Source organism: Nostoc sp. 2RC (assembly GCF_014222165.1).
Lineage (GTDB): Bacteria > Cyanobacteriota > Cyanobacteriia > Cyanobacteriales > Nostocaceae > Nostoc > Nostoc linckia.
Window position 1 is genome coordinate 1 of record NZ_JACKZU010000002.1, and the last position, 24,567, is coordinate 24,567.

The following is a 24,567-nucleotide window of genomic DNA, read 5'->3' on the forward strand; positions in this document are numbered from 1 at the left end:
ACAAATAACCAATCAAATATGGAAGTTAATTTAATTTCTCCTTCTGATTTTATTAGTTTGTTACAAGCTTCAGCTAAAATCAAAAATACTGAACCTAGTATATAAGTATTAAAATATTTTGTGCCTTCTAAAGTAACTTCACCAGTTCCTCCCATTAATAGAATTAATTTTTCACCAAAATGGTAACCAATAATAGTAATTAATAGTGAAACTACAACACTCATCACTATTAAATTACCAAAAATTTTCGACTGAGTTTTCACATCTCCATAACCAATAGCTCTACTCATCACAGAAGCAGAACCCACCCCAATACAAAAAGCAAATCCATTGATTATGGTAATAATTGGTAGTGCCAAGGAAATGCCAGCCAAAGCATTTTCACCAATAAATCTTCCAGCAAATAAAGCATCAATAAAAGTATTTAAACTCAGCATCAATATTCCCAGAGTACTAGGAATTGATAACTTAAACATCAGTTTAACAAGGTTACCATCAAGAATTTCATTAGTGATTTGAGATTGTTTTTGGGAAATCATTTTTTATTTTTTACTCAACCTTAACTAACCGACTAACACGATACTGCTTCACTGCTTCTAACTCCATCTCTTTTGCTGAATTAAATGCACTCATTACCTCACCACAAACTTCGATTCTTGCTTCATAAGCACCTGAAATACTGCCATCTGGTAGAGCAAAATCAATCCGCACTTCTGCCCAGTCACCATCTTTTTCCATCGCCAATACTTTCCCTGCTTTCAAACAATTTAGCCAATTCCAACCAAATTGCATCCAAATTTCACGCTCAGCAATTTGCTCAAATTTGTTTAAACCAGTCCATCCCCGGTAAAATTGACGTAAATCATCAACTGAACCATTTCGTTGCACTAATAAATCCAATATTCCTGACTCTAAATGTCCCCATATAGAACCTTGGGGTAAATCAATTAATGTCGGTGCAAATTGATGACCGCCAAAGTGAGTTGTCTGCCAAACTCGTAGTTTTCCATGAGAAATAGCAGCATATTCTTTACGTAATTGTCTATATAACGGAGTCCCAAATCTACCGCAAGCAAGGTCAACTTGAGCATGGGTACACACCATCAATTCGCGAATTTCACTTGTTTGTTGTTGATACTGCTGAAATTGGGATAAATTATTCGGTTGTTGTATCAACTGCTGCAATATTGCTGTCAACAAATCAGCTGCTTTACTTTCTGGAACCACAAACTCTTGTTTCTCAAACTGAGAAAACAGTTTTCCAGGACGATAATAGTAAAAAATGCGAGTAAAACCAGCATGAGAATATTCGCGGTCAGGGGCAATTAGTATCGGTTTTAAGTTAACCCCATGCTGAACAATCAACTCTTGGAATAAATCTATTACTGACTTAATAATTGGATTTTTTTGGAATATTTCTTGCGGCCAAGGTTGTGGAACTTCCATAATCAACCAATGTTCGCAAGTACCTGCTGTTCCAATCAAGTCTTCTCCATTAGTTTTAGAAACCAAGGAACAAAAACGACAATTTTTTCCCAAAAGTTCTTTCACATGTTGAGTTTGCATTTTTACTATCTGTATTTTAGTCATTGGTCATTTGCTTTTCTAAGAACAAATGACAAAATTTAAAAAATCAAAGCTAATTTTCACATCAACAAATTACTAATCAAGTTCCATTCCTTTTCGCATATCCTGATAAAAATTATCATAAAAATATTGGTGCGGTACTAACCTTTTAAATAAAGCATACATATTCAAACGCCAGTATGATTGCACAACAAAATATTGTCTTTTAGGTTTACGAGCTTCCAAAGCCTGAAGAATTGTATTTGCCACTTTATCAGCTGGTAAACCTCCACTGCGATTATCTTCTACCGAACCTTGCATATAAATTTTGTAATTCTTGCCATATATGGCTTTAATTTCCGGTGACATATCTGCTAATGTTTGCTGATAACTAGCTTCTACTTTATCAGCCTGTTCTGGAGTGACTATACCTGCTGGTAAAATTGAAATAACCTCAACTCCAGTGGAAAATAATTCCATTCGTAAAGAATCTGTAATTGCTTCGATCGCAAATTTAGAAGCCGATAAAAGACTTCTATAAGGTAAAGCTAACCTGCCACAAATTGCACTGATATTAATGATGCGACCTTTGGCATTTCGGATCAATGGTAAAAATGCTTGTGTCACAGCAATTTGACCAACAACATTGACTTCAAAATTAAACCTCACTTCATCTATGGGAATACATTCTAAAGGCCCATCTATAGCGACAACGGCATTATTAATTAATGCAAATAATCCTTCATCACCAACAGCCAACGAAACAAATTCAGTAGCAGATTTAATTTCTTCAGCTTTTGTGATGTCCATAATAATTGGTGTTAAATTCCCAGATGCAACTTGCTTGAGAGACTGTGCATCTTTTTCTGTGCGGACTCCAGCAAAAACTTGATATCCTTGTTTAGCTAATAAAAGTGCAGTTGCTCGGCCTAAACCTGTGGATGTTCCAGTAATGACAACTGCACCTTTTCGATTTCGATCCATAGTAATTTTATCCTACGTATATTAATTAAATAAACAACTAAAATTCAGAACTAAAACAAATTAGAAACAAGCGGTTTTGACTTTTCTAAAGGCTGACGCTGACCATGCATAACCATCTTCACACCGCTTTTGGCATAACATTGGTCGTTGGCATGTTCTTGTGATTCCGCTTTGTTATTCACTAGTTCTAATTTATAGTTTGCAAGAATTGTTGCTAATACAAGCTTCATTTGAAAAATAGAAAAAGACCCTGCAATACAACTACGGACACCGCTACCAAAGGGAATAAATTCATAGGGAGAGTATTTTTTTTGTAGAAATCTTTCTGGCTGAAATTGTTTCGCCTCCGGGTATACATCTTCACGTTGATGTGTTGAATAAATATTAGTAATTAGTACTGTACCAGGAGTTAACTCATACCCCATGATTTCCACAGGGGAAACTACCACCCTTGGTAATGAAAATACCGGACTTGGATAAATTCGCAAAGACTCGCAACAAACAGCATTCAAATAAGGCAAAGCAACAATCTTCATGGGATCTGGGTTTTCACCAAGGCTATCTAGTTCCTCAAGTAATTGCTGGCGAACATCAGGTAAATGGTGAACCCAGTATAAAAGCCAAGTCAACGAATGCGTTGCACCATCTCTACTTGCTAATATCGGTAAAAACAAAAGATCCCGGACTTCTTCATCACTGAATAATTTACCTGTTTCATCACAAGCAAATATTAAATCGCAGAGCATATCAGTGCGTGAAGGATCTGCTTCCTGACGACGTTCTTTAACTTCATTGTATAAAAATTCAAAAATTTCCCTTAGGAGATATTTATGATATCCCCACGGACTTAGGCGACCGAAATCTATTTGTGAAAAAGGCAGGTCTTTCACTAAATTAAATAGTGAAGTTCTTTCATATTTAATACAAGAGGTATACAAATGATTAATTTTTTCATAACGCTTTCCTTCTCGTAAGCCAATTACAACCTCTATAGCTACTTGTAAGGTAATTTTTGATAATATTTCATGGGCAATAAAAGTTTTATTGCTTGTTTGTTGACTAATAATTTGTTTGGTCAGTTCGCAAATACTTTTTCCACTAGCATTCATCCGCTCGCCGTGGTAAACCTTCATCAATATAGGACGACGATTTTTATGAATTAAACCTTCTAGATGAAGAATTCCTTGTTGTCCCATTTGTCCGACTGTAATTGGAGAATCTCCAGGGGGAAGGCTAGAGATTGTAATTTCTTTAGTATTAGTTAAATACTGCTTGATTGCTGAGGGATTGCTGACATAAACTATTGGTGTAGAATCAGACATTATAGTGATAATGTCGCCATAACGTTTGTAAAGACCATCCAAAAAACCAGTGGGATTAGTATTAAGCTGATGACGTAGCAACCACAAAGGTGTTTTAGGGCCAGGAGGTAGTGTCATAAATGTTATTTAACTCCATAATTTCTAGATATAGAAAACTGTTAACTGTTGACAGTCAACGACCTAAGCCGGAATAGTTTTTTTTGCACTTTCCTTACTCTCCATTTCCCCTGTCTCTTGTTGACGGCGACTACGCATTACCATTTTCACACCGCTTGCAGGAGAACAAATTAAGCCCGCAAATTTAGGACGTTCTGGGCGCTTGCTGGTTAACTCTAATTCATAATTTGCAAGAATCGTTGCTAATATAAGTTTCATTTCAAATAGGGCAAAATTTGCACCAATACACACACGAGAACCACCGCCAAATGGTAAAAATTCATAAGGAGAAAATTGTTTTTCTAAAAAACGTTCTGGTTTAAATATTTTAGAATTTGGATATAAATCTTCACGCTGGTGGGTCGAATAAATATTAGCAATCAGTATCGTACCTGGATGTAGTTCGTAGCCCATAATCTCAACGCTAGATTCCACTAATCGAGGAAATGCAAACAATTGAGTTGGATAAATTCGCAAAATTTCATTGCATACAGCACTTAAGTACGGTAATGCAACAATGCTCATGGGGTCTGGATTTTGACCAAGACTATCAAGTTCTTGGAGTAATTTTTCTCGGACATTTTTTAAACTATGAATCCAATACAAAGCCCAACTAATAGCAGTTCCAGAAGCATCAGCAGCTGCAAATATAGGTGATATTAAAAGGTCGCGTACTTCTTTATTGCTTAATGCTTCACCTGTTTCATCACGAGCCAATAACAAATCGCTAAGTATATCAGTTGATGACAAATTTGGTTGCTGGCGGCGTTCTTCAACTTCAGTCAATAGTAACTCAAAAAGTTCTTGTCGTAGACGCAGGAGATATCCCTGTGGACTCCATTGACCTAAATCTTTATTTAAGAAAATTTGATTAATAATTTTAATTATCAGAGATTGGCGATCGAGTTTTAGCAAAGATGCGAATAAATGTTTAATTTTGTCGTAGCGTTCTCCTGCATACAAACCAATTACCCGCTCTATACCCACTTGAAAAGTAATATCTTCAATCACCGGGTAAGCAACAAAAGGTTTTCCAATTACTTGTTTATTCATCATCTTTTCTGTGAGTTCGCAGATACCTTTTCCACAGGCTTGCATCCGCACTCCATGAAAAGCTTGCATTAGAAGTTTACGCCGATTTTTGTGAATTAAACCATCAAGTTGTAGAATACCTTGATTTCCTGTAATAAAAGCAAAATCTTCGTTTAATTCACCCCTAGCGAGAATTTCTTTAGTATTTGTGAAAATTTCTTTTATGCCTAAAGGATTACTGATGTAAACAATTGGTGTAGCACCAGACATGAGAGTGACGATATCACCATAACGTTGGGAAATAGCATCCAAATAGCCAAAAGGATTAGACTCAAATTGTATACCTAACAGCCAAAATGGTGTTTTCGGCCCTGGGGGTAGTTTCATTAGTTGTTTTTACTCCCATTATTTAAATTTGACACTGCATTATCAATACAAACTCTCAAAGTTTTAGCTAATTCTTGAATATGAGGTTCCACAAAAATTGAAAAATGATCGCCAGGAATTTCTATAACTTTAATAGGTTGACTAGAATATTTACCCCAACCTAGTAAGGGGTCATCAGTATGAAATTCCGGGCTTTCAAAATCGTGGATAATGTCTTCTTTAGCTCTTAATAAAGTCATGGACTCAGGATAAACAAGTGGCACATAATTCCGCATAGCTTGGACATGAGCCTTAAAGAGTTGGTAATAACGAATAAAATCTTTAATTTCTGTATCAGTAAAAATTAAATTTGCTTTTTGATTAATCAAATCAATTTGCTGGCTGAGCGATAAATCTCGGAGTTCTTCAAAAGAAACTGCAAAATCTATATTGCTGTCAGTTTTGATTGATTCAGCCATGCGGAGTAGGAATTTGGCATCATCATCTTTTGTGGATTCAATGCGGGTTTCTGCAAGAATGGCATCAATTACAACTAACAAATCCACTCTTTCTCCTTGTTTTTGTAATTGTTGCGCCATTTCAAAAGCAAGTACACCACCGTAACAATGACCGCCTAAAAGATAAGGGCCATTTGGCTGTATTTTGCGAATTTCTTGTAGGTAATAACTTGCAGTTTCTTCCACTGAAATAATTTCAGGTTCCTCTGTATCCGGGTTATGTTCCAAAGCATAAAATGGATAATTTTCACCAAGCCTTCTAGATAAATTAATATAGTGATTAATACCTCCACCAGCGCCATGTATACAAAAGAAAGGTAGCTTGGAATCAGAAGAATTAATTGCTACCACGGGAGAATTAGAACTCTCCCGAAATGGCTGACTAACAATTACAGCTAATTTTTCAATTGTGGGATTTTCAAAAAGAGTAGATAGGCTGAGGTTATGCCCAAATCTATCTTGAATTTGAGCCATTAAGCGTACAGCTAAAAACGAGTGACCGCCCAAGTTAAAGAAGTTATCTTGTACCCCAATAGGGCTAGTATTTAAGAGATTTTCCCAAAGCTTGACTAATGATAATTCTGTAAAATTTCGGGGAGTAATTAAAGTTTTAGTAGTATTTACTTGGATAATTGTATCTCTGGGAAGAGAATATTTATCTACTTTTCCATTAGGTGTCAGTGGTAGTGCATCTAATACCACAAAGGCAGAGGGGAGCATATAAGAAGGTAATTTTTGTTGCAAATATGCCAAAAGCTGTGCAGTTATGTCTTGTTTTTCTGTGACAATATATGCAATTAAACGTTGATTTTCTTCAGCGTCATTAACTGCAATGACAACAGCATCTTGCACCTCTGAATGTTGGTTAATTACACTAGTTATTTCACCCAATTCTACGCGAAAACCTCTAATTTTTACTTGTGCGTCATCACGACCCAAATATTGCAAATTACCATCAGATAAATAACGTACTAAATCGCCGGTTTTGTAAAGCTTGGTTTCGGGAATAAATGGATTATCAATAAATCTTTCTTGCGTTAATTCTGGACGATGTAAATATCCCCTAGCTAAACCGTCGCCACTAATATAAAGTTCCCCTACAACTCCTAAAGGTGTTGGTTGTAAATTGCGATTTAATACATAGGTTTGAGTATTGTCAATAGGACGCCCAATGGGGACGGTGTTTGCTTGGTTTTGTAATAAACTGATGTCGTAGTAAGTTGCATTAGCAGAAACTTCCGAAGAGCCATAAAGGTTGATTAATTTTGCAAATGGCATTGCTTTTCGGAAAGTTTTAGCTAAGTTAATAGATAGTGCTTCGCCGCTAGTTATCCAGAGTTTTAACTGTGATAATTTCTTCGTTAGATGATAATTATCTAGAAGTAAACGTAGTAATGAAGGTACAAGTATAATTCGAGTAACTTTCTGATGCGCTAAAGCTTCTATAAATAACTGTGGGTCTAGTAGAGTTGCATTGCTGATAATTACTGTAGGAATTCCTTGAAGTAAAGGAGCAAAAATTTCCCAAACAGAATCTACAAAACTAATAGCTGTTTTCTGACAACAAACTTCTTCTGGGTTAAAGGGATAAGTTTTCCATAGCCAGTGTAAGCCATTTACTGTACCCCGATGAGTGCCAAGAACGCCTTTTGGTTGTCCAGTTGAACCAGAAGTGTAGATGATATAAGCGAGATTATCGAGTTGGGAAATGTTAATGGGGTTTTGTGGACTTTGTTGAGCAATTTCGTCTTTTTGAATATCGAGGCAAATAATTTTGGGCAAAGATAATGATAGTTTTTCTAATATTTCTTGATTGCTAATTAATATTGATGCTTGAGAATCAGAGAGCATAAAATTTAAACGCTCAACTGGATAGCTTGGGTCTAGAGGAATGTATGCACCGCCAGCTTTGAGAATGGCTAAAATTCCCACTATCATGTCTATTGAGCGTTCTAGACAGATAGCAATCAGGGTTTCTTTTGTGACACCCTGTTTTTGTAAATAATTCGCTAGTTGATTAACTTTATTATTAAGTTGGCGATAAGTTATTTGCTGAGACTGATGAATTAACGCTATGGAATTAGGTGTAAATTCAACTTGTTGTTCAAATAGTTGATTGAGAGATAAATTTTTATATTCTGCACTTGTTTTATTATATTTAATTAATAATTGCTCTTGCTCGCTGGCAGTTAGTAGTGATAATTCACAAATATGCTGTTGTGGATTAAGAGCTATATTTTCTAATAAAGTTTGATAATTTTTGACAAATTGACTAATGGTTGTTGCATCCAAAATATCGGTATTGTATTCCAAACACCCTGTTAATCCTGCTTCGGATTCAAACATAGACAGAAAAATATCTAGTTGCGATGTGCCGCTATCAAAGTCTAAAGTACGCAGAGTTAATCCAGATACTTCTTGTACATTTGTGGGAGTATTTTGTAGAACAAACATGACTTCATAAAGGGGATTTCTGCTTAAGTCACGTTCTGGTTGTAATTCTTCTACAAGCATCTCAAAAGGTAAGTCTTGATGTGCATAAGCATCGAGAGTTACCTGGCGGACTCGGTGTAAAAATTCGCGGAATCTGGGGTTGTCACTGAGGTTATTACGCAATACTAAAGTATTAACAAATAAACCCAACATTCCTTCTAATTCTGTTCGGTTACGATTGGCAATTGGAGAGCCAATTAAAATATCTTCTTGGTCTGTATAGCGATTTAATAATATATTAAAAGCTGCCAGCAAGGTCATAAATAAAGTGGCGTCTTCTTGCTTGCTTAATTGTTTGAGTGCATTAGTTAAGGTTGTGGAGAATGTAAAATATTGCTTCGCACCTGCAAAAGTTGTGACACTAGGTCGCGGACGGTCTGTGGGTAGTTGGAGTACAGGAAGTTCGCCGCTTAGCTGTTGCTTCCAATATTTTAACTTGCTGGCGAGGAATTCTCCTTGAATGCGATCGCGTTGCCAAATTGCGAAATCTGCATACTGAATTGCTAGTTCGGGTAAGGGAGAAGGTTGATTTGTAGAAAAAGCTGCATATAGCGTTGACAATTCCCGCAAAAAGACTCCACAAGACCATCCATCGGTGATAATGTGATGCATGGTTACAAGCAAGACGTGTTCTTGTTCGTTTAACTGTAGTAAAGTTGCTCTGACTAAAAGTTCTTTAGCTAAATTAAAGGGTTTTGCTGCTTCTTTAGCTACAATTTCTTTAACCTCGGATTCCCAATTTTTATTAGATAAATGTTGGAGATTAATGACGGGTAAATCCCAAGTTAAATTAGGTGCAATTTCCTGTATTGGTTCTCCATTTATCACTTTAAATGTTGTGCGCCAAATTTCGTGACGCTTGAGGATTTCATTGAGACTTCGCCGAAGGGCAGTAATATTTAGGTGTCCTTTGATATGAAAAGCGATAGGAATATTGTAGAAGGAACTCCCGTGGTAAAGTTGGTCAATAAACCAGAGTCTTTGTTGAGAAAAAGATAAGGGGATGTTGTGAGAAATTTGCCGTTTGGGAATAGTGTCGGCTTGAAATTTGCCGGCTTTCAATTTTTCTAACAGGGCTTTTTTAGCTGGGGATAAGTTAGAAAGATGTTTATCCATTGATAATGTTTGATGAGAGGTTGAATATATTTATTTGCACGCAGAGGCGCGGAGGCTCAGAGAGGAGGAGGGGGAGGAGAAATTTACCGATAACTCACTATTGGCTACTTTCTGTATTAAGGGAGGTTTTTTGACAAACAAAGCAAGCTATGTCTTCACTTTCTCCAAAATCTCTGGTGTTATAGTAATTAAATTGTGTGAAACCAGCGTCTTTTAAAGTTGATTCAACTTCTTCTAAAAAGTGATCTTTTCTTAACCAAACTGTGTCTGAACGTTGCCAGTTTTTATCTATTAATTCAAAGCCTGTGACTTTGATTTCCCAGAGTCTTTGTTCTGGTTTGTAGTAGAATAGTTCTATTAATGAGCATTGCTCGTTGATATTAACAATATTAAAATTGTTGTTGTGAGCGGCTTCATGTAGCCAGTCTGTTATTGGTATATTAAATACAAATATACCACCATCTTTAAGTGCGGCATATATGTTTTTGAACGCCGTTTTCAAATCTTCGTTGCTATGAAAAAAATGGAAGACATCATTAGCTAAGGCTGCATCAAAGATGGCTGGTAAATCAAATTGACGTATGTCACTCAGAATAAATTCACTTTCTGGGGCGTTTTTTTTAGCGTAGTTTAACAGACTTTCGGAAGCATCGATTCCAGTAACTTTATATCCTCTAATGTTAAGTTGTTGTGCTAAATATCCAGAACCACAACCAAGTTCAAGAATATGCGCTCCGGGAGGAAGCTGTGATAACATTATTTGCTCTAAAGCAGGTAATATACCTTGTTCTAAAACTTCAGGTGTGTTCTTGAATTCGTTTTGTAGGCGAGCGATGGGTTCATAGTTGGGAGCAGGATTTAGTAGTGACATAGACTTTTTTTGTTGTTAAATGAAGGTTTACAATTAAATAACGAACCGCAGAGGCGCAGAGAAAACGGAGAAAATAGAAAAAGATTTATTGGTTAGCTAAAAGAGCTTCTATTTCTTCTTCGGATAATTCTTCTATTTTTTCTAATAGAAGTTGCTCGATCATTTCTGCTTGTTTAACTGGGATTGTGGCTTGCGATAAAAGGTCACGTAGGGCTAAATCTATAGGGAATTTTGCCCGCAATCGAGAAATTAATTGAGTAGCAATAAGAGAGTCTCCTCCTAATTCATAAAAGTTGTCATAAATACCAACTTCTGTAATTCCAAGTACCTCTTGCCAAATTTGGATAATTTGTTTTTCTAATTCATTTGTGGGAGCAATATAGGGATTACTTAGTTGCGGTCTAGAATAGCGTGGGGATGAATCTAATTGATTAGTAGGTTGGAAATTTTTGAAATAATCAAGATGAAATACATAATTTTGTCCAGCTTGATTATCTACTGTAGATATAATGATTTGAGTTGGTTGTTCTAAAGATAATATTTTTTTAAATGCTTCTATAGCTTCTGTTGGAGTAATGGCTAATTCTAATCCACTTACTTTTTCTAAGATTTTTGATTCTTGGGTGGAGTTTAATGTTGTTAATTTAGTATTTAATGAATTTGATGAAAATTTAGGATCTATCCAGTATCTTTCTCGTTCAAAGGGATAGGTAGGTAAAGGTAAACGATGACGTTGTTCGTGGGTATAAAATCCTGACCAATCTATATTTACACCAAAAAGCCATAACTTACCTAATGTTTCTAATAAAAAATTCACATCGGATTTTTGCTCTTGTACGTGAGGTAGGGAAGTCAGCACATTTTGTTTAGCATTGATATCTAAATGTTGTTTGGTTAATGTGCTTAAAGTTCGCCCAGGGCCGACTTCTAAAAAAACAGCTTCAAACTGATTTAATAGTTGATTTATACCATCGGAAAATTTCACAGTTTCTCGTAAATGTTGACCCCAATAATTAGGATTTGTGGCTTGTGAGTCTGTAATCCAATTACCAGTAACATTGGAAATAAAAGGTGTGCGTGGTGGATTCAGTTTAATTTTTTGGAAGCATCGCTGAAATTCCTCTAAGATTGGCGACATCATTTGAGAATGGAATGCATGGGAGGTATGCAACAAACGACATTCAATTTTTTGAGAGGATAATTGATTTTCTAGTGTGGCGATCGCTTCTTTTGTTCCAGAGACTACACATGAAGTTGGACTGTTAATGGCTGCGATTTCTACAGAGTGGGAAATTAGCGATCGCACTTCTTTTTCTGGAAGTTTAATTGCTAACATATTCCCTGGCGGTAACTGTTGCATCAGTTCTCCTCTTTTTGCCACGATGAATAGGACATCTTCAAGAGAAAATACACCTGCGATCGCCGCTGCAACATATTCCCCAATGCTGTGGCCAATCATCGCCGCAGGTAACACACCCCATGACATCAATAACTTAGCCAAGGCATATTCAATTACAAATAATGCTGGCTGGGTAAAGGCTGTTTGGTGTAATTTTTCCTTAGCTGCGGTAATTTCTACTGATTTTGGAAACAGTAAATCGCGGATATCAACACCGAGGTGTGGTTGCAAAATTTCCGCGCAATTATCTACATGTTTGCGAAAAGTTGCTTCCACTTCATACAGTTCCCGACCCATGTTTACATATTGCGAACCTTGTCCCGAAAACATGAAAATGACAGGTTTGTCTCTATGCTCTTGATATACAGTAAAAGTCCGTTCTGGCTGCTGTGTTTCTAATACAGTGATAGCATCTTCAACATTTTGACATACTAATATTCGGCGATAGTTGAAAGCTCTACGACCAACTTGTAAAGTATGAGCGACATCAGCTAAGTTTACTTCTGGATTTTGTTGAAAATACGTTAATAGATTTACCGTTGCACTTTCTAAAGCTGTGCTAGTTTTTGCTGATAATAAAATTAATTGCCAAGGTCTAGATTTATCAAAATATGTAACTTGCGGTGCTTCTTCTAAAATTACATGGGCGTTAGTTCCACCAAATCCTAAGGAACTAATGCCGGCTCTCCGAGGAGTATTGTGAGTTTTCCAATCAATTAATTGAGTATTAACATAAAAAGGGCTATTTTTAAAATCAATTTCTGGATTGGGAACTTCAAAATTGATGCTTGGAGGTAGTTTTTTATATTTTAATGCTTGTACAGTTTTGATGAGACTTGCTATACCAGCAGCTATATCTAAATGTCCGATATTTGGTTTAACTGAACCAATGGCACAGAAGTTATTTCTTGATGTAAAAGCCCGAAAAGCTTTAGTCAATGCTGCAATTTCCACTGGATCTCCAGCAGCAGTTCCAGTTCCATGAGTTTCTATATAAGAAATATCATCAGCATCTATTCCAGCAATGGCTAAAGCTTCCACAATCACTTCAGCCTGACCATTGACACTAGGGGCGGCGTAGCTAACTTTTAAAGAGCCATCATTATTAATTGCTGAACCTTTAACAACTGCATGAATATAATCTTTATCTGCGATGGCATCCTGTAATCTTTTTAATACAACTATTCCCAATCCACTGCCAAAAATAGTACCTTCTGCTTTAGCATCAAAGGCTCGACAATGACCATCAGGAGATAAAATTCCATCTTGTTCGTAGTAATAACCAGACTTTTGGGGAACGATAATTGTAACCCCACCAGCTAATGCAATATCACACTCTTCATCGAGTAAACTTTTGCAAGCTAAGTGTAAGGCAACTAATGAAGTAGAACAGTAAGTCTGAACTCCTATACTTGGGCCTGTTAAATTTAACTTATATGAAACATGTGTAGTTAAAAAATCTTTATTGAAAGTATAGTTACTAGCAATAACTCTAGAATTAACGTTATTATATACGTTATTAAAAAAGTAAGTATTAGTGCTAACGCCACCATAAACACCAATTAAACCATTGTATGTTTCTGGGTCGTATCCAGCATTTTCCAGAGCTTCCCAAGCACACTCTATGAATAAGCGATGTTGCGGGTCAATTAGTTCCGCTTCTTTTGGACTGTAGCCAAAAAATCGAGCATCAAAATGTTCAATATCTGGTAATATAGGCGCGGCTTTAACATAATTTTGGTCGTTTAAAACTTCCGTATCTAAATTTAAATCAGCTAAATCATCATTCGATAAAAATGAAATAGACTCAACTTTATTTTGGATATTCTGCCAAAATTCTTCGATATTATTCGCACCAGGGAAACGACCGGACATTCCCACTATTGCTATATCTAGATTTACGGTTGATTCTTGCATAACTTTATTAACCAGATAAATTAATTTTATGTTTTAGTGAGTTTGCATTTTTATTTGTCTTCTCCTTTGTCCTCTATTTAGCCTTTGTTCAAAACTATTTTTATCGGATTCTTCAACAGAATTAAACGTTTTTGCCATAGAATTAATATTTGGGCATTCATAGAGCTTGGCAACAGAAAGATTTGCATCAAATTGCTTATTCAATATGTTAGTCAGTTGAATACCTATCAGCGAATCACCACCAAGTTCAAAGAAGTTATCATAAATTCCTATCTTTTCAATTCCAATGACTTCTTGCCAAATATCAACTAACTTTTGCTCATTTTGATTGCGGGGTGCAACGTAATCATTACTGAGTTCTGGTCTGGGATACTTTAATTTGGCTGAATTGACAGTTTCTAAAAAATCTAACCCTGATGTTTTGTTCTCAGAATTGTAATGTTTAAATACTTCCAATAAATTAGAAGTAGATATTACAACTTGAGGCATTGTATTGTCTAAAATCCGTTGAAATACATCTACACCTTCATGGGGTAATATACCTTGCTGGAGATTTTTTCGGCGCAATTCTTGGAGCCGTTCAGGTAATTGTGTGTTTACTGCCATCCCAACTTCTTGCCAAGTATCCCAATTAATACTTGTAATCAATCGGTTTTGTTTTGCAGCATTACAGTGAGCATAAGCATCTAAAAAAGCATTTGCAGCACAATAATCTACCTGTCCAAATTCCGCTACGATAGAACTATTTGATGAAACTAAAATAAAGAAATCTAATTCAATATTTTGGAGAATTTTATCAATAACGATTGTTCCCTTTACCTTGGGAGCAAGGATTTTTTGTGCTTCTTCTGGAGTTTTACGTTGAATTGCACCGCCTCCAGGAATTCCGGCGGCGTGGATGACACCATTGAGTTGACCGAATTGTTGTTGTGCTTGAGCGATCGCACTTTGCATTTGTTCTATACTGCTAACATCAGCAGCAATGGTCAAAACCTCTGCACCCAATTTTTCAAGTTCTTGGACTTTGCGAATTTTACAGCTAATACTATCAGTTTCATCATGAGTAGATAACCATTTAAACCACTCATTTTTGTTGGGTAAAGTAGAACGTCCTACTAATAATAATTTTGCTTGTAAAGTTCTGGCTAAATATTCCGCCAAAACAAGCCCAATACCTCCAAGTCCACCTGTAATTAAATAGACTCCTCTTTCTCTTAGTCGAGGTTTTTCAGTTTTACCCTTATCAAAATGTACTGGCTCAAAACTCTGCAACCAACGATTTAAACCTCGATAAGCAATTAACTTTTCTGGTTTTTCAACTGTCAGTTCTGCGAGGATATTTTCTATCAATTTTTCTTCTTGCCAATTGTTTTTGAGAGGAAATATAACATCAATACTACGACAATTAATATTTGCATATTCTTGAGAAATAACTTTAACTGGGCCGAGTAAAGTTGCTTTCTCTGGAGAAAGTGATTCACTTCCCGTTACTGACTGTAGGTTGTTAGAAATAACTATGATTTCAAAATCATTACTACTTTCTTGTTTCCCTAAAGCTTGAGCAATAAATAATAAACTATAAAATCCCTTGATTTGAGCTAGTTCTAATTCTTGCTCAACAACAGGTGTAACATTCCATAAATGAAGTATCTTTTTTGGCAGTTTATTTTGTTTGATTAATTCTTCAAATAAAATATCATAATCGTGATGATTTTCGGGGTTGATAGTATATTCAAAATTGCCTATTTTGGTAAAGTTGTCACCTAATTTAACTGTAACTACATCTTGCTTTTGTGTTTCTAGTTGTTTTACTAAGTTAATACCCAAGCCGCACTCATCAAGAAATACCAAAATGCAATTTTTAGTTGCTAATTGTTGGCTATCCAGTTTAACTGGAGGTAATGAAGGCTTCCAATAAGGAATGTAAAACCAGTCGGCTATATCGGTTTTTTTAACGAGTGAAACCAAATTATCATTGTTATCTTGTTCTGGCTTTTTCGCATCAATCCAATACCTTTGTCGTTCAAAAGGATAAGTAGGTAAAGGTAAACGATGGCGCTGTTCTTGGCTATAAAATTCTGACCAATCTATGTTGACACCAAAAAGCCACAACTTACCCAAGGTCTGCAACAAAAAGCTGACTTCTGATTGTTGATTTTCAGGTAAAGCAGTCAGTACGTGTTTTTTAGTTAATTTGCTGAAATTTTGTCCAGACCCAATTTCTAGAAAAACACCTTCAAACTGCTCTAATAGTTGAGATATACTATCAGATAATTTAAGATTTTCTTGCAAATATTGATTCCAATAGTTGGGATTTGTTGCTTGCGCGTCTGTAATCCAATTATTAGTGATATTGGAAATAAAGCGTATACGTGGTGGATAAAGTTTAACTTTTGTGCCCTTGTTGGCTACAATTTTTAAGGCATCTTCTAAAGAAAATACACCCGCGATCGCCCCTGCAACATATTCACCAATTCCCTCGCCAATCATTGCTTCTGGTAATATACCCCATGACATAAATAGCTCAGCTAGGGAATACTCAATCACAAATAATGCTAGTTCATTAAGATTAGCTGCGGCAATTTTATCTGAATTGTCAAACAGTAAATCACGGATATCAAAATCGATGTAAGATTGCAAAATTCCAGCGCAATTATCTACATATTTGCGATATGTAGATTCAACTTCGTATAATTCTTTGGTAATGTTATAATTTTGTGATTTTCCCCCAGGAAACACGAACGTCACAGGACAGCGAGTGGGCTGTAAATGATAGTCAAAAACACGTTTTTGGTCATGATTTTGTAGTAATTTAATAGCATCATCCAAATCTTGACAAACTACCATCCGCCGATGTTCAAAAGCTCGGCGACCTACTTTTAGAGTGTAAGCCGTATCAGCTAAATCAATATCGGGATTTTGCTGGAGGTGAGTTGCTAAATTTGCTGTAGCAGTTTCTAAAGCCGTGCTAGTTTTTGCTGATAATAATATTAATTGCCAAGGACGAGAAGCACTAGATTCTTCAATTACTGGAGCTTCTTCTAATATGACATGGGCGTTAGTACCACCAACACCAAAAGAACTTACACCTGCTCTACGAGGAAATTCCTGAGTTTGCCACTCTGATAATTTGGTATTGACATAGAAAGGACTGTTAACGAAATCTATCTCTGGATTTGCTTTTTCAAAATGTAAACTAGACGGTATTTGCTGATGTTTTAATGCCAGCACTGTTTTAATTAAACCTGTCACACCTGCTGCTGTATCCAGGTGTCCAATATTGGTTTTGACTGAACCGATAGCACAAAAATTTTTGCGATTTGTGGTAGCATTAAAAGCTTGTGTGAGAGCCTTAATTTCAATGGGATCTCCCAACGGCGTTGCAGTTCCATGAGCTTCCACATAAGAAATCGTATCGGCTTCAACACCAGCTAAAGCCAGCGCTTCTGCAATTACTTCTCTTTGACCGCGAACACTAGGTGCTGTGAAACCAACTTTTAAAGAACCGTCATTATTAATAGCGGAACCTTTAATTACAGCATGAATCAAATCACCATCAGCAATCGCATCCTCCAATCTTTTTAAAACAACAATTCCCAACCCATCACCAAACACCGTTCCTTTAGCATTAGCATCAAAAGTCCGGCAATGTCCGTCAGGAGAATGCAGAACTCCTTCTTGATAGTAATAGCCAGATTTTTGGGGTAACTTAGCTATAGAAACACCACCAGCCAAAGCAATATCACTTTCTCCATTCAGCAAACTTTGACAAGCTAAATGTACAGCTATTAATGATGTAGAGCAGTTATTCTGAATATTAATACTCGGCCCGGTAAGATTTAATTTATAAGAAGTTTGAGTACTTAAATTATCTTTTTCATTACCAATAAAAATATTTAACGCATCTACAGATTCGATTAACTCTTTATTTGAAGCTAAATTTGTAAATAAATAATTACTATTAGTGACACCAGCAAAAACCCCAATTTTCCCTTGATAAAACTCAGAATCATAACCCGCAGATTCTAAAGCTTCCCAGGCAGACTCTAAAAATATCCGATGCTGCGGATCTGTAATTTCAGCTTCTCTAGGAGTATATCCAAAAAATCCAGCATCAAATAACTCAATACCTTCTATAATACTGCCTGCTTTTACATAATTAGGGTCACTTAACAAAGCAGCATCTACACCAGCCGCTAGCAACTCCTCATCTGTAAAACGCGAAATTGATTCTACTCCATCTCGCAAATTTTCCCAAAACTTATCAACATTATTTGCCCCTGGAAACCTACCAGTAATTCCAATAATAGCTATCTCATCCCTGTCATCAAAATTGTCAAACTCTTGAAAATCATTCATCTTTATTACCAAAAATTACATATAGAATTTCCTAGTCTACTGAGGTATAAATCTCTGCGTACCTCTGCGCGTTACTTTGCGTCCCTACCCTGCGGGTTCCGCCTTTGGCGGTATGCGTTTCAAAATATTCATACCTCCAAATCCAAAGCTATTTGAATTTGGTCATTTAAAACAGCATCAATATCCTCTTTAGTCGTCAACGGATTAGCAATTACCGCACGCAACGCAGTTACAAAAACTTCTTTCTCGAAACAACCAATTCTTTTTATTGTCCGTGAAATAAAACTACGACCAGCTTGACGCTGACTTTTTTGTAGACGTTCATTAAATAAATTAATTTCTTGATTCTGACTTTCTGTTAATTGCTTTTTAACTGCAACATCTCTTAAAGATTGGGGAATATAACGATAAAGCAGCAGATTTATATCAGGTTCCGATAGTAACTCAAATTCCGGCATAGCATTAATACGCGCAGCCATATATCGCGTCTTCTCAATACCTGCATCAATCAAAAATTCATAACCTTTCAAACCGATTAGATGTAGCCCCGCATGTAAAAATAATGCCATACCGGGACGAGAACCTTCTAAAGCACGTTTTCCTAAATCAAACGAACCCTTACGCATGGTATAGCTAGCATTTTTTTCAATGGATGCAGCTAGGTGTGGTTCGCGCATAAACACCATGCCAATACCCATAGGTAAATACAGCTGTTTATGTCCATCAATTGTGACAGAATCAGCGCGTTCGATACCAGCAAGTTTTTGTCGATGTTGTTCGGAAAATATTAGCGGCCCTCCCCAGGCAGCATCTACATGAAAATGCACATTTGCAGCTTGGGCGATATCTGCAATATCAGAAAGTGAGTCTATATTACCAGAATCCGTAGTACCGGCAACGCCAGCGATCGCAATAATATGCAAATTTTTTGATTGACAATCTGCAACAGCTTGACGTAAGGCTACTAAGTCCACTTGATTGTTTCTATTAGTAGGAATTTTAATCAAACTATGCGTGCCTATGCCTAATAAATCTGCTGCCTTTTCAAAAGAAAAATGCATCAATTCCGAACCAATTATTACTGCTCCTTGATAGCCATAGTAATCTAAAGCTGCTGATAAACCCGCCTTTTCTACACCAGGAAAACTATTGTTTGCACCCAAAGATTTATTACGAGCGCACCATAATGCAATGATATTGGCTGCCGTACCTCCAGAAACTAATATGCCTAAGGTGCTTTGGCTATTTTGCACATGCTCGCTATAAAATTTATCAGAAAAGTTATAAATTAATCTATGAATCATTGCCAAAGCTTGACGCTCATAGGGGCTAAAAGCTTTGGCTGTTTCTATTTTGACGACATTTTGATTCATTGCTGTCATTAGTTTTGCCAGAGGTCTTACAAAACAAGGCAGCGCCGAAGTCATGTGACCGATAAATCTCGGTGAAGATGTATGTATTGAATGATTAATAACATTATTTGCTAAATATTCAAGATAAGTGTCAAAGTCAGCAGGATTAACAGGAACTTGACTATCAGCAAATGTTTCTATTAATGAATTAAATTCAATATCTGAATTAGTGTTAATGGCATTTAAAAAATTATCAATCAACACATCAGTTTCAATAGTCATCTTAGCTTCACTACAGACTAAGCTATTAGATGGTGCAAATAATTGCATCACTTCATTGGCAACTGCATACTGTGGCGTTAGCTCATTTTCTGAAAATAAATTTTGCTGAGTTTTTTCTGATTTTTGCTGACTTAATGCCATTTTATACCCCTGATTATTTACTTTTGACTGGCTCGGCGATGACTTTGTCTTGCTTCCTTGCGACGCTTAATTGAAGCAGACCTTACCTGAGGACGATAAGAATCTTTTTGCGAAACAACTTCTTCCTCCCTAGTTAAAAATTCGGCAAGGGAACTGATAGTTGGTCTTTCATAAATGCTGATTATGGGAATATGGGTATTTAATTCTTTTTGTAACTGGGAAATCACCTCAACACCGATTAAAGAACTGCCACCCAAATCAAAGAAGTTATCATAAATACCAATCTTTTCAATTCCCAGAAGTTTTTGCCAAGTTGTCGCTACTATTTGCTCTACTTGATTGCTAGCTGGAACGTACTCATTTTGTAAATTTCCTCTGGAATGAAGTGATAAATTTTCTACATTATTTTGTAAAAATTGTCGTTTTATCCATTGCTCAATTCTGGGTTGTAATTCTCCCGCAGAAACAACAATTTGAGGAGTTTTATTTAAACATAATACCCGACTAAAAACATCTATACCTTCCTTCCATGTCATACGTAATTTTTCTAAAGCTAATCCCACAGTAAGGTCTTGAATATCGCCTGATTCAGATTGCCAAGTATCCCAGTTGACGCTAATACAAGGAAACAAATTTGTTTGATTCTGTTTGTGGGCATAAGCATCCATAAAAATGTTAGCAGCAGAATAGGAAGTTAACCCCAAACCTCCTAATACAGATGATGAGGAAGATGTGAATAAACAAAAATCTAACTTTTCACATTGTAAAACTTTTTCTAAAACAAATAACCCGTATACTTTAGGACTAAATTGTGCTTGACTTTGAGCTTTAGAACTTTCTTCAATAGTGTAATAGGCATCGTCATTAATTCCGGCTGTGTGGATGACACCATGAATTTCACCAAAGCGTTCTTTAGCTAAATATATAGCTTTTTGCATTTGTTCTTCGTTAGCGACATCAGCACTAATCGCTTGAACTTCAGCACCTAATTCCTCAAGCATCATCACTTTTTTTAGCTTTTGGCTAACTTCATTAAATTCATCATGATTTAGTAGCCATTCAGACCATTGATGTCTTTCTGGTAAGCTTTTTCTACCGATTAAAATTAACTTAGCCTGTACTGTTTTTGCTAAGTATTCTGACATTGCTAAACCGATGCGACCAAGACCACCCGTGATTAGATAAACACCGCCTTTTCTCAACTTGCTTTTGCTGGTAACACTTTCATCTAAACGTACAGCTTCATAAGTTTTAATCCAGCGATGATTACCACGATAAGCAATTAAATTATCAGTGATTGGTGTTGTAAATTCCGTCAACAGCGAGTCTATTAGTGTTGCTGATGGTTTAGTTTTAGAGTCTGCAAGTACAATATCAAAGCAACAACAAGTGATGTTGAGATATTCTTGGGGGATGACATTACACGGCCCCAATATAGTTGCTTTTTCAGGACATAAATTCTCGCTACCAGTGACATCATGTAGATTACTGGTGACAACCATTAAATTTATTGGGTCAATTATATTCTGTTTTACCAAGGCTTGTGCTAGGAACAACAGACTATCAAAACCGAGATTTTGGCAATCTTCAAAAAATTGATATTGTGTTTTCGGATTTAGTTCATGACTAGGTAAAATATCGTTAGAAGTTAGGCTCCAAAAATGCGCGATTTGCCTTACTTCCTGAATCAAATGTTGTTCTTGAAGTGTTTGAAATAAAGTATCATAATCATTACTTTCTTGGGGATTAATGACATAATTACAGTCGTCAAGCTTAGTAAAATTATCCCCAACTCGAACAAAAATTACATTTTGATTTTGTTGTTGCAGTCGGTCGGCAATTTCTATCCCCACTCCATAATTATCAACAAAAATTAACCAAAATGATTTGTCTTCTAACAGTTTATCCTGTTGAAGAAATTCAACTGGTGTAGATTCTTTCCACCGAGGAACATAAAACCAATCAGCAATATCTGGCTTTTTTTCTGATGCTTTTGCAGACATCATTGCTAAAGTTGCATTTCGATTTACCTCAATCCAATAACGCTGGCGCTCAAAGGGATAGGTAGGTAAAGGTAGGCGACGACGTTTTTCATTTGCATAAAAACCAGACCAATCAATTTGAATTCCTACTAACCAAAGTCTGCCCAAGGTGTTAAGTAAAAATTCTATATCTGATTGTTGTTCTTGGGGATGTCGTATAGAAGTTAATGTTATTACATCTGTTTGATGTTGTTTAGCCAAACTACTTAATGTCCGTCCCGGCCCGACTTCCAACAATACTTGCTCTGGCTGTTTTAGCAACTGAGAAATCCCTAAGCTGAAATTGACTGGCTGTCTTAAATGCCTTGCCCAATATTGAGGATCTGTTGCTTCAATGGCAGTAATCCAAGTTCCACTAACATTGGAAATAAAAGGAATTTTTGGAGCATTCAATTTTATTTTTTGAAATGACTGAATGAAACTCTTAATGATGGGTGACATCATTGGAGAATGAAAGGCGTGAGATGTATGCAAACGCCTACAATTTACGCCTATTTGTGGCAATTTTTCTTGTAATTTATCTATTGCTGTATATGAACCAGACACTACACAAGAAGTAGGTGCATTAATGGCAGCTAAAGAAATTCCTTGTTCTATAAATTGTTGTATTTTTTCTTCAGGAAGCTGAACCGAAAGCATCGCACCGCCGGGTAACTCTTGCATGAGTTTTCCTCGCGTTGCGACTATTATTAACGCATCTTCTAAAGTAAAAACTCCGGCTATGGTAGCAGCTACATACTCTCCAATACTATGACCAATCATGGCCTCAGGACTCACGCCCCAAGCCATCCACAACTTGGTCATGGCATATTCAATAACAAATAATGCAGGTTGAGTAATTGCTGTTTGTTGTAATTTTTGTGTTGCTTCTGCAATTTTTTCTTCGCTGGGATAAAGAACTGTACGTAAGTCTATTTGTAAGTGAGGTTTTAGTAATTCGCAGCAGTAATCAACTTGTTCTCTAAAGATGCTTTCATTTTCATATAATTCGCGACCCATATTTACATATTGCGAACCTTGTCCGGAAAACATAAATAGAATTGAACGGTTACAAGGTTCTTGATAAGAAGTAAAAGTTCTTTGTGGGTCTTGCAATGCGTTAATAGCATCTTCTTGATTTTGACAAACTACCATGCGGCGATGGTTGAAAGCCCAGCGACCTACTTGTAAAGTATGAGCAACGTCAGCAAAATTTAAATCTGGATGCGTTTGTAGATGATTTACAAAATTTTTTGTAGCGGTTTCTAGAGCTGTATTCGTCTTAGCTGAAAGTAGCAATAATTGATACTTTCTCCCCTGCTCCCCTCCTCCCATGCTTTCCTGCTGCCTTGGTGCTTCTTCTAAAATAATATGGGCATTTGTGCCACCAAAACCAAAGGAACTAACACCCGCACGGCGAGGAGTATTGTTTGCTTTCCACTCTGATAATTGATTATTTACATAAAAAGGGCTGTTAGCAAAATCAATTTGAGGCGAAGGTTTTTCAAAGTTTAAACTAGGAGGAATTTGTTTGTGTTTTAGAGCTAAAACAGTTTTAATTAAACCCGCGACACCGGCAGTTGCATCTAAATGTCCAATATTGGTTTTTACAGAACCAATGGCACAAAATTCTTTTTTCTGAGTTTTAGTACGAAAAGCTTGTGTTAATGCTGCAATTTCAACGGGGTCGCCTAAAGAAGTTCCGGTTCCATGTGCTTCAATATAGCTAATAGTTTCAGGTTCCACTTCAGCCATCACTTGGGCTGCTCGAATTACTTTCGCTTGACCATTTACACTCGGTGCGGTGTAGCTAACTTTATCGGCACCATCATTATTAATAGCAGAGCCTTTGATAATAGCATGGATGCAATCTTGATCGGCGATCGCTTCTTCTAATCGTTTTAAAACTACAAGACCTAAACCTCTTCCTTTTACGGTTCCCGCAGCCTTAGCATCAAAAGCACGGCAATGTCCATCAGGAGATTCAATTCCTCCCTCTTGATATAAATAACCGTCTGCTGTAGATATTGAAACTCCTCCTGCTAAAGCAATATCGCACTCACCACTAAGCAAACTTTGACAAGCTAAATGTACGGCAACCAATGAACTCGAACAAGTAGTTTGAACCGCATAACTCGGCCCTTGCAAATTTAATTTATATGAAACAAGTGTAGTAACGTAATCTGTAGAAGTTCCTTTTTCTATTTGCTTATCGCCTACAGAAGCTATGACATCATAATTAGAATAAATATTCAGTAAATAACTGCCAAAACTCGTACCAGCGTAAACTCCAATAGGTTTTTTATATATCTGCGAACTATAACCAGCATCTTCCAATGCTTTCCATGAATACTCTAAGAAAAAGCGCAATGAAGGGTCTAGAATTTCAGCTTCTCTAGGACTAAAGTCAAAAAATGCAGCATCAAATAAATCTATACCTTCGACTCGGCCTTCTGCTTTCACATAATTCGGGTCATTGATTAAGGCGGCATCTACACCCAAGTTTTGCAATTCTTGGTCAGTAAATCGATGAATTGACTCTACTCCATCTCGGAGATTTTGCCAAAATTGTTCTATATTTGAAGCTTCCGGAAAACAGCCACTCATGCCAATAATAGCTATTTCCAGACCAGTTGTATTTGTGAAATATTCTGAATCTTCCATAATTAATT

11 protein-coding genes and 1 pseudogene are annotated in these 24,567 nt (G+C 36.5%); all 12 read right to left on the reverse strand.

What is annotated here, in order from left to right; genetic code table 11:
• On the reverse strand, positions 1-539 hold a 539-nt coding region (locus tag GNE10_RS00695), incomplete at its 3' end, for an MATE family efflux transporter (RefSeq protein ID WP_260446699.1).
• 10 nt (positions 540-549) lie between these two features.
• Positions 550-1,566 (reverse strand): sucrase ferredoxin, encoded by a 1,017-nt coding sequence (locus GNE10_RS00700; RefSeq protein ID WP_185563229.1) that lies wholly within the window; start codon positions 1,564-1,566, stop codon positions 550-552.
• Between the two features lie 96 nt (positions 1,567-1,662).
• Entirely contained in the window at positions 1,663-2,550 is an 888-nt protein-coding gene (locus GNE10_RS00705) for an SDR family NAD(P)-dependent oxidoreductase (protein ID WP_185563202.1), read from the reverse strand.
• Positions 2,551-2,600: 50 nt separating this feature from the next.
• A complete protein-coding gene (locus GNE10_RS00710) occupies positions 2,601-3,989 on the reverse strand; it encodes a cytochrome P450 (RefSeq protein ID WP_185563203.1) in 1,389 nt (462 codons plus the stop codon).
• Between the two features lie 63 nt (positions 3,990-4,052).
• Entirely contained in the window at positions 4,053-5,447 is a 1,395-nt protein-coding gene (locus GNE10_RS00715; protein WP_185563204.1) for a cytochrome P450, read from the reverse strand.
• Positions 5,447-9,553, reverse strand: coding sequence for a non-ribosomal peptide synthetase (locus GNE10_RS00720; RefSeq protein WP_185563205.1), 4,107 nt, complete (start codon positions 9,551-9,553; stop codon positions 5,447-5,449). Before GNE10_RS00720 ends, GNE10_RS00715 begins: the two co-directional genes overlap by 1 nt.
• A gap of 97 nt (positions 9,554-9,650) precedes the next feature.
• Positions 9,651-10,424, reverse strand: a complete 774-nt coding sequence (locus tag GNE10_RS00725; protein WP_185563206.1) for a class I SAM-dependent methyltransferase — start codon at positions 10,422-10,424, stop codon at positions 9,651-9,653.
• Between the two features lie 85 nt (positions 10,425-10,509).
• Complete coding sequence (locus GNE10_RS36460; RefSeq protein WP_397324417.1) at positions 10,510-11,106, reverse strand: phosphopantetheine-binding protein; 597 nt, start codon at positions 11,104-11,106, stop codon at positions 10,510-10,512.
• Positions 11,086-13,740, reverse strand: a pseudogene (locus GNE10_RS00730) (type I polyketide synthase); the annotation flags it as partial. The gene GNE10_RS36460 and the pseudogene GNE10_RS00730, both read right to left, overlap by 21 nt.
• Before the next feature lie 33 nt (positions 13,741-13,773).
• On the reverse strand, positions 13,774-18,099 hold the full coding sequence (locus GNE10_RS00735) for a type I polyketide synthase (RefSeq protein WP_185563208.1): 4,326 nt from the start codon (positions 18,097-18,099) through the stop codon (positions 13,774-13,776).
• 128 nt (positions 18,100-18,227) lie between these two features.
• Positions 18,228-19,874 (reverse strand): pyridoxal-dependent aspartate 1-decarboxylase PanP, encoded by a 1,647-nt coding sequence (gene panP / locus GNE10_RS00740; protein ID WP_185563209.1) that lies wholly within the window; start codon positions 19,872-19,874, stop codon positions 18,228-18,230.
• 17 nt (positions 19,875-19,891) lie between these two features.
• Positions 19,892-24,559, reverse strand: a complete 4,668-nt coding sequence (locus tag GNE10_RS00745; RefSeq protein WP_185563210.1) for a type I polyketide synthase — start codon at positions 24,557-24,559, stop codon at positions 19,892-19,894.
• Positions 24,560-24,567: the final 8 nt, after the last annotated feature.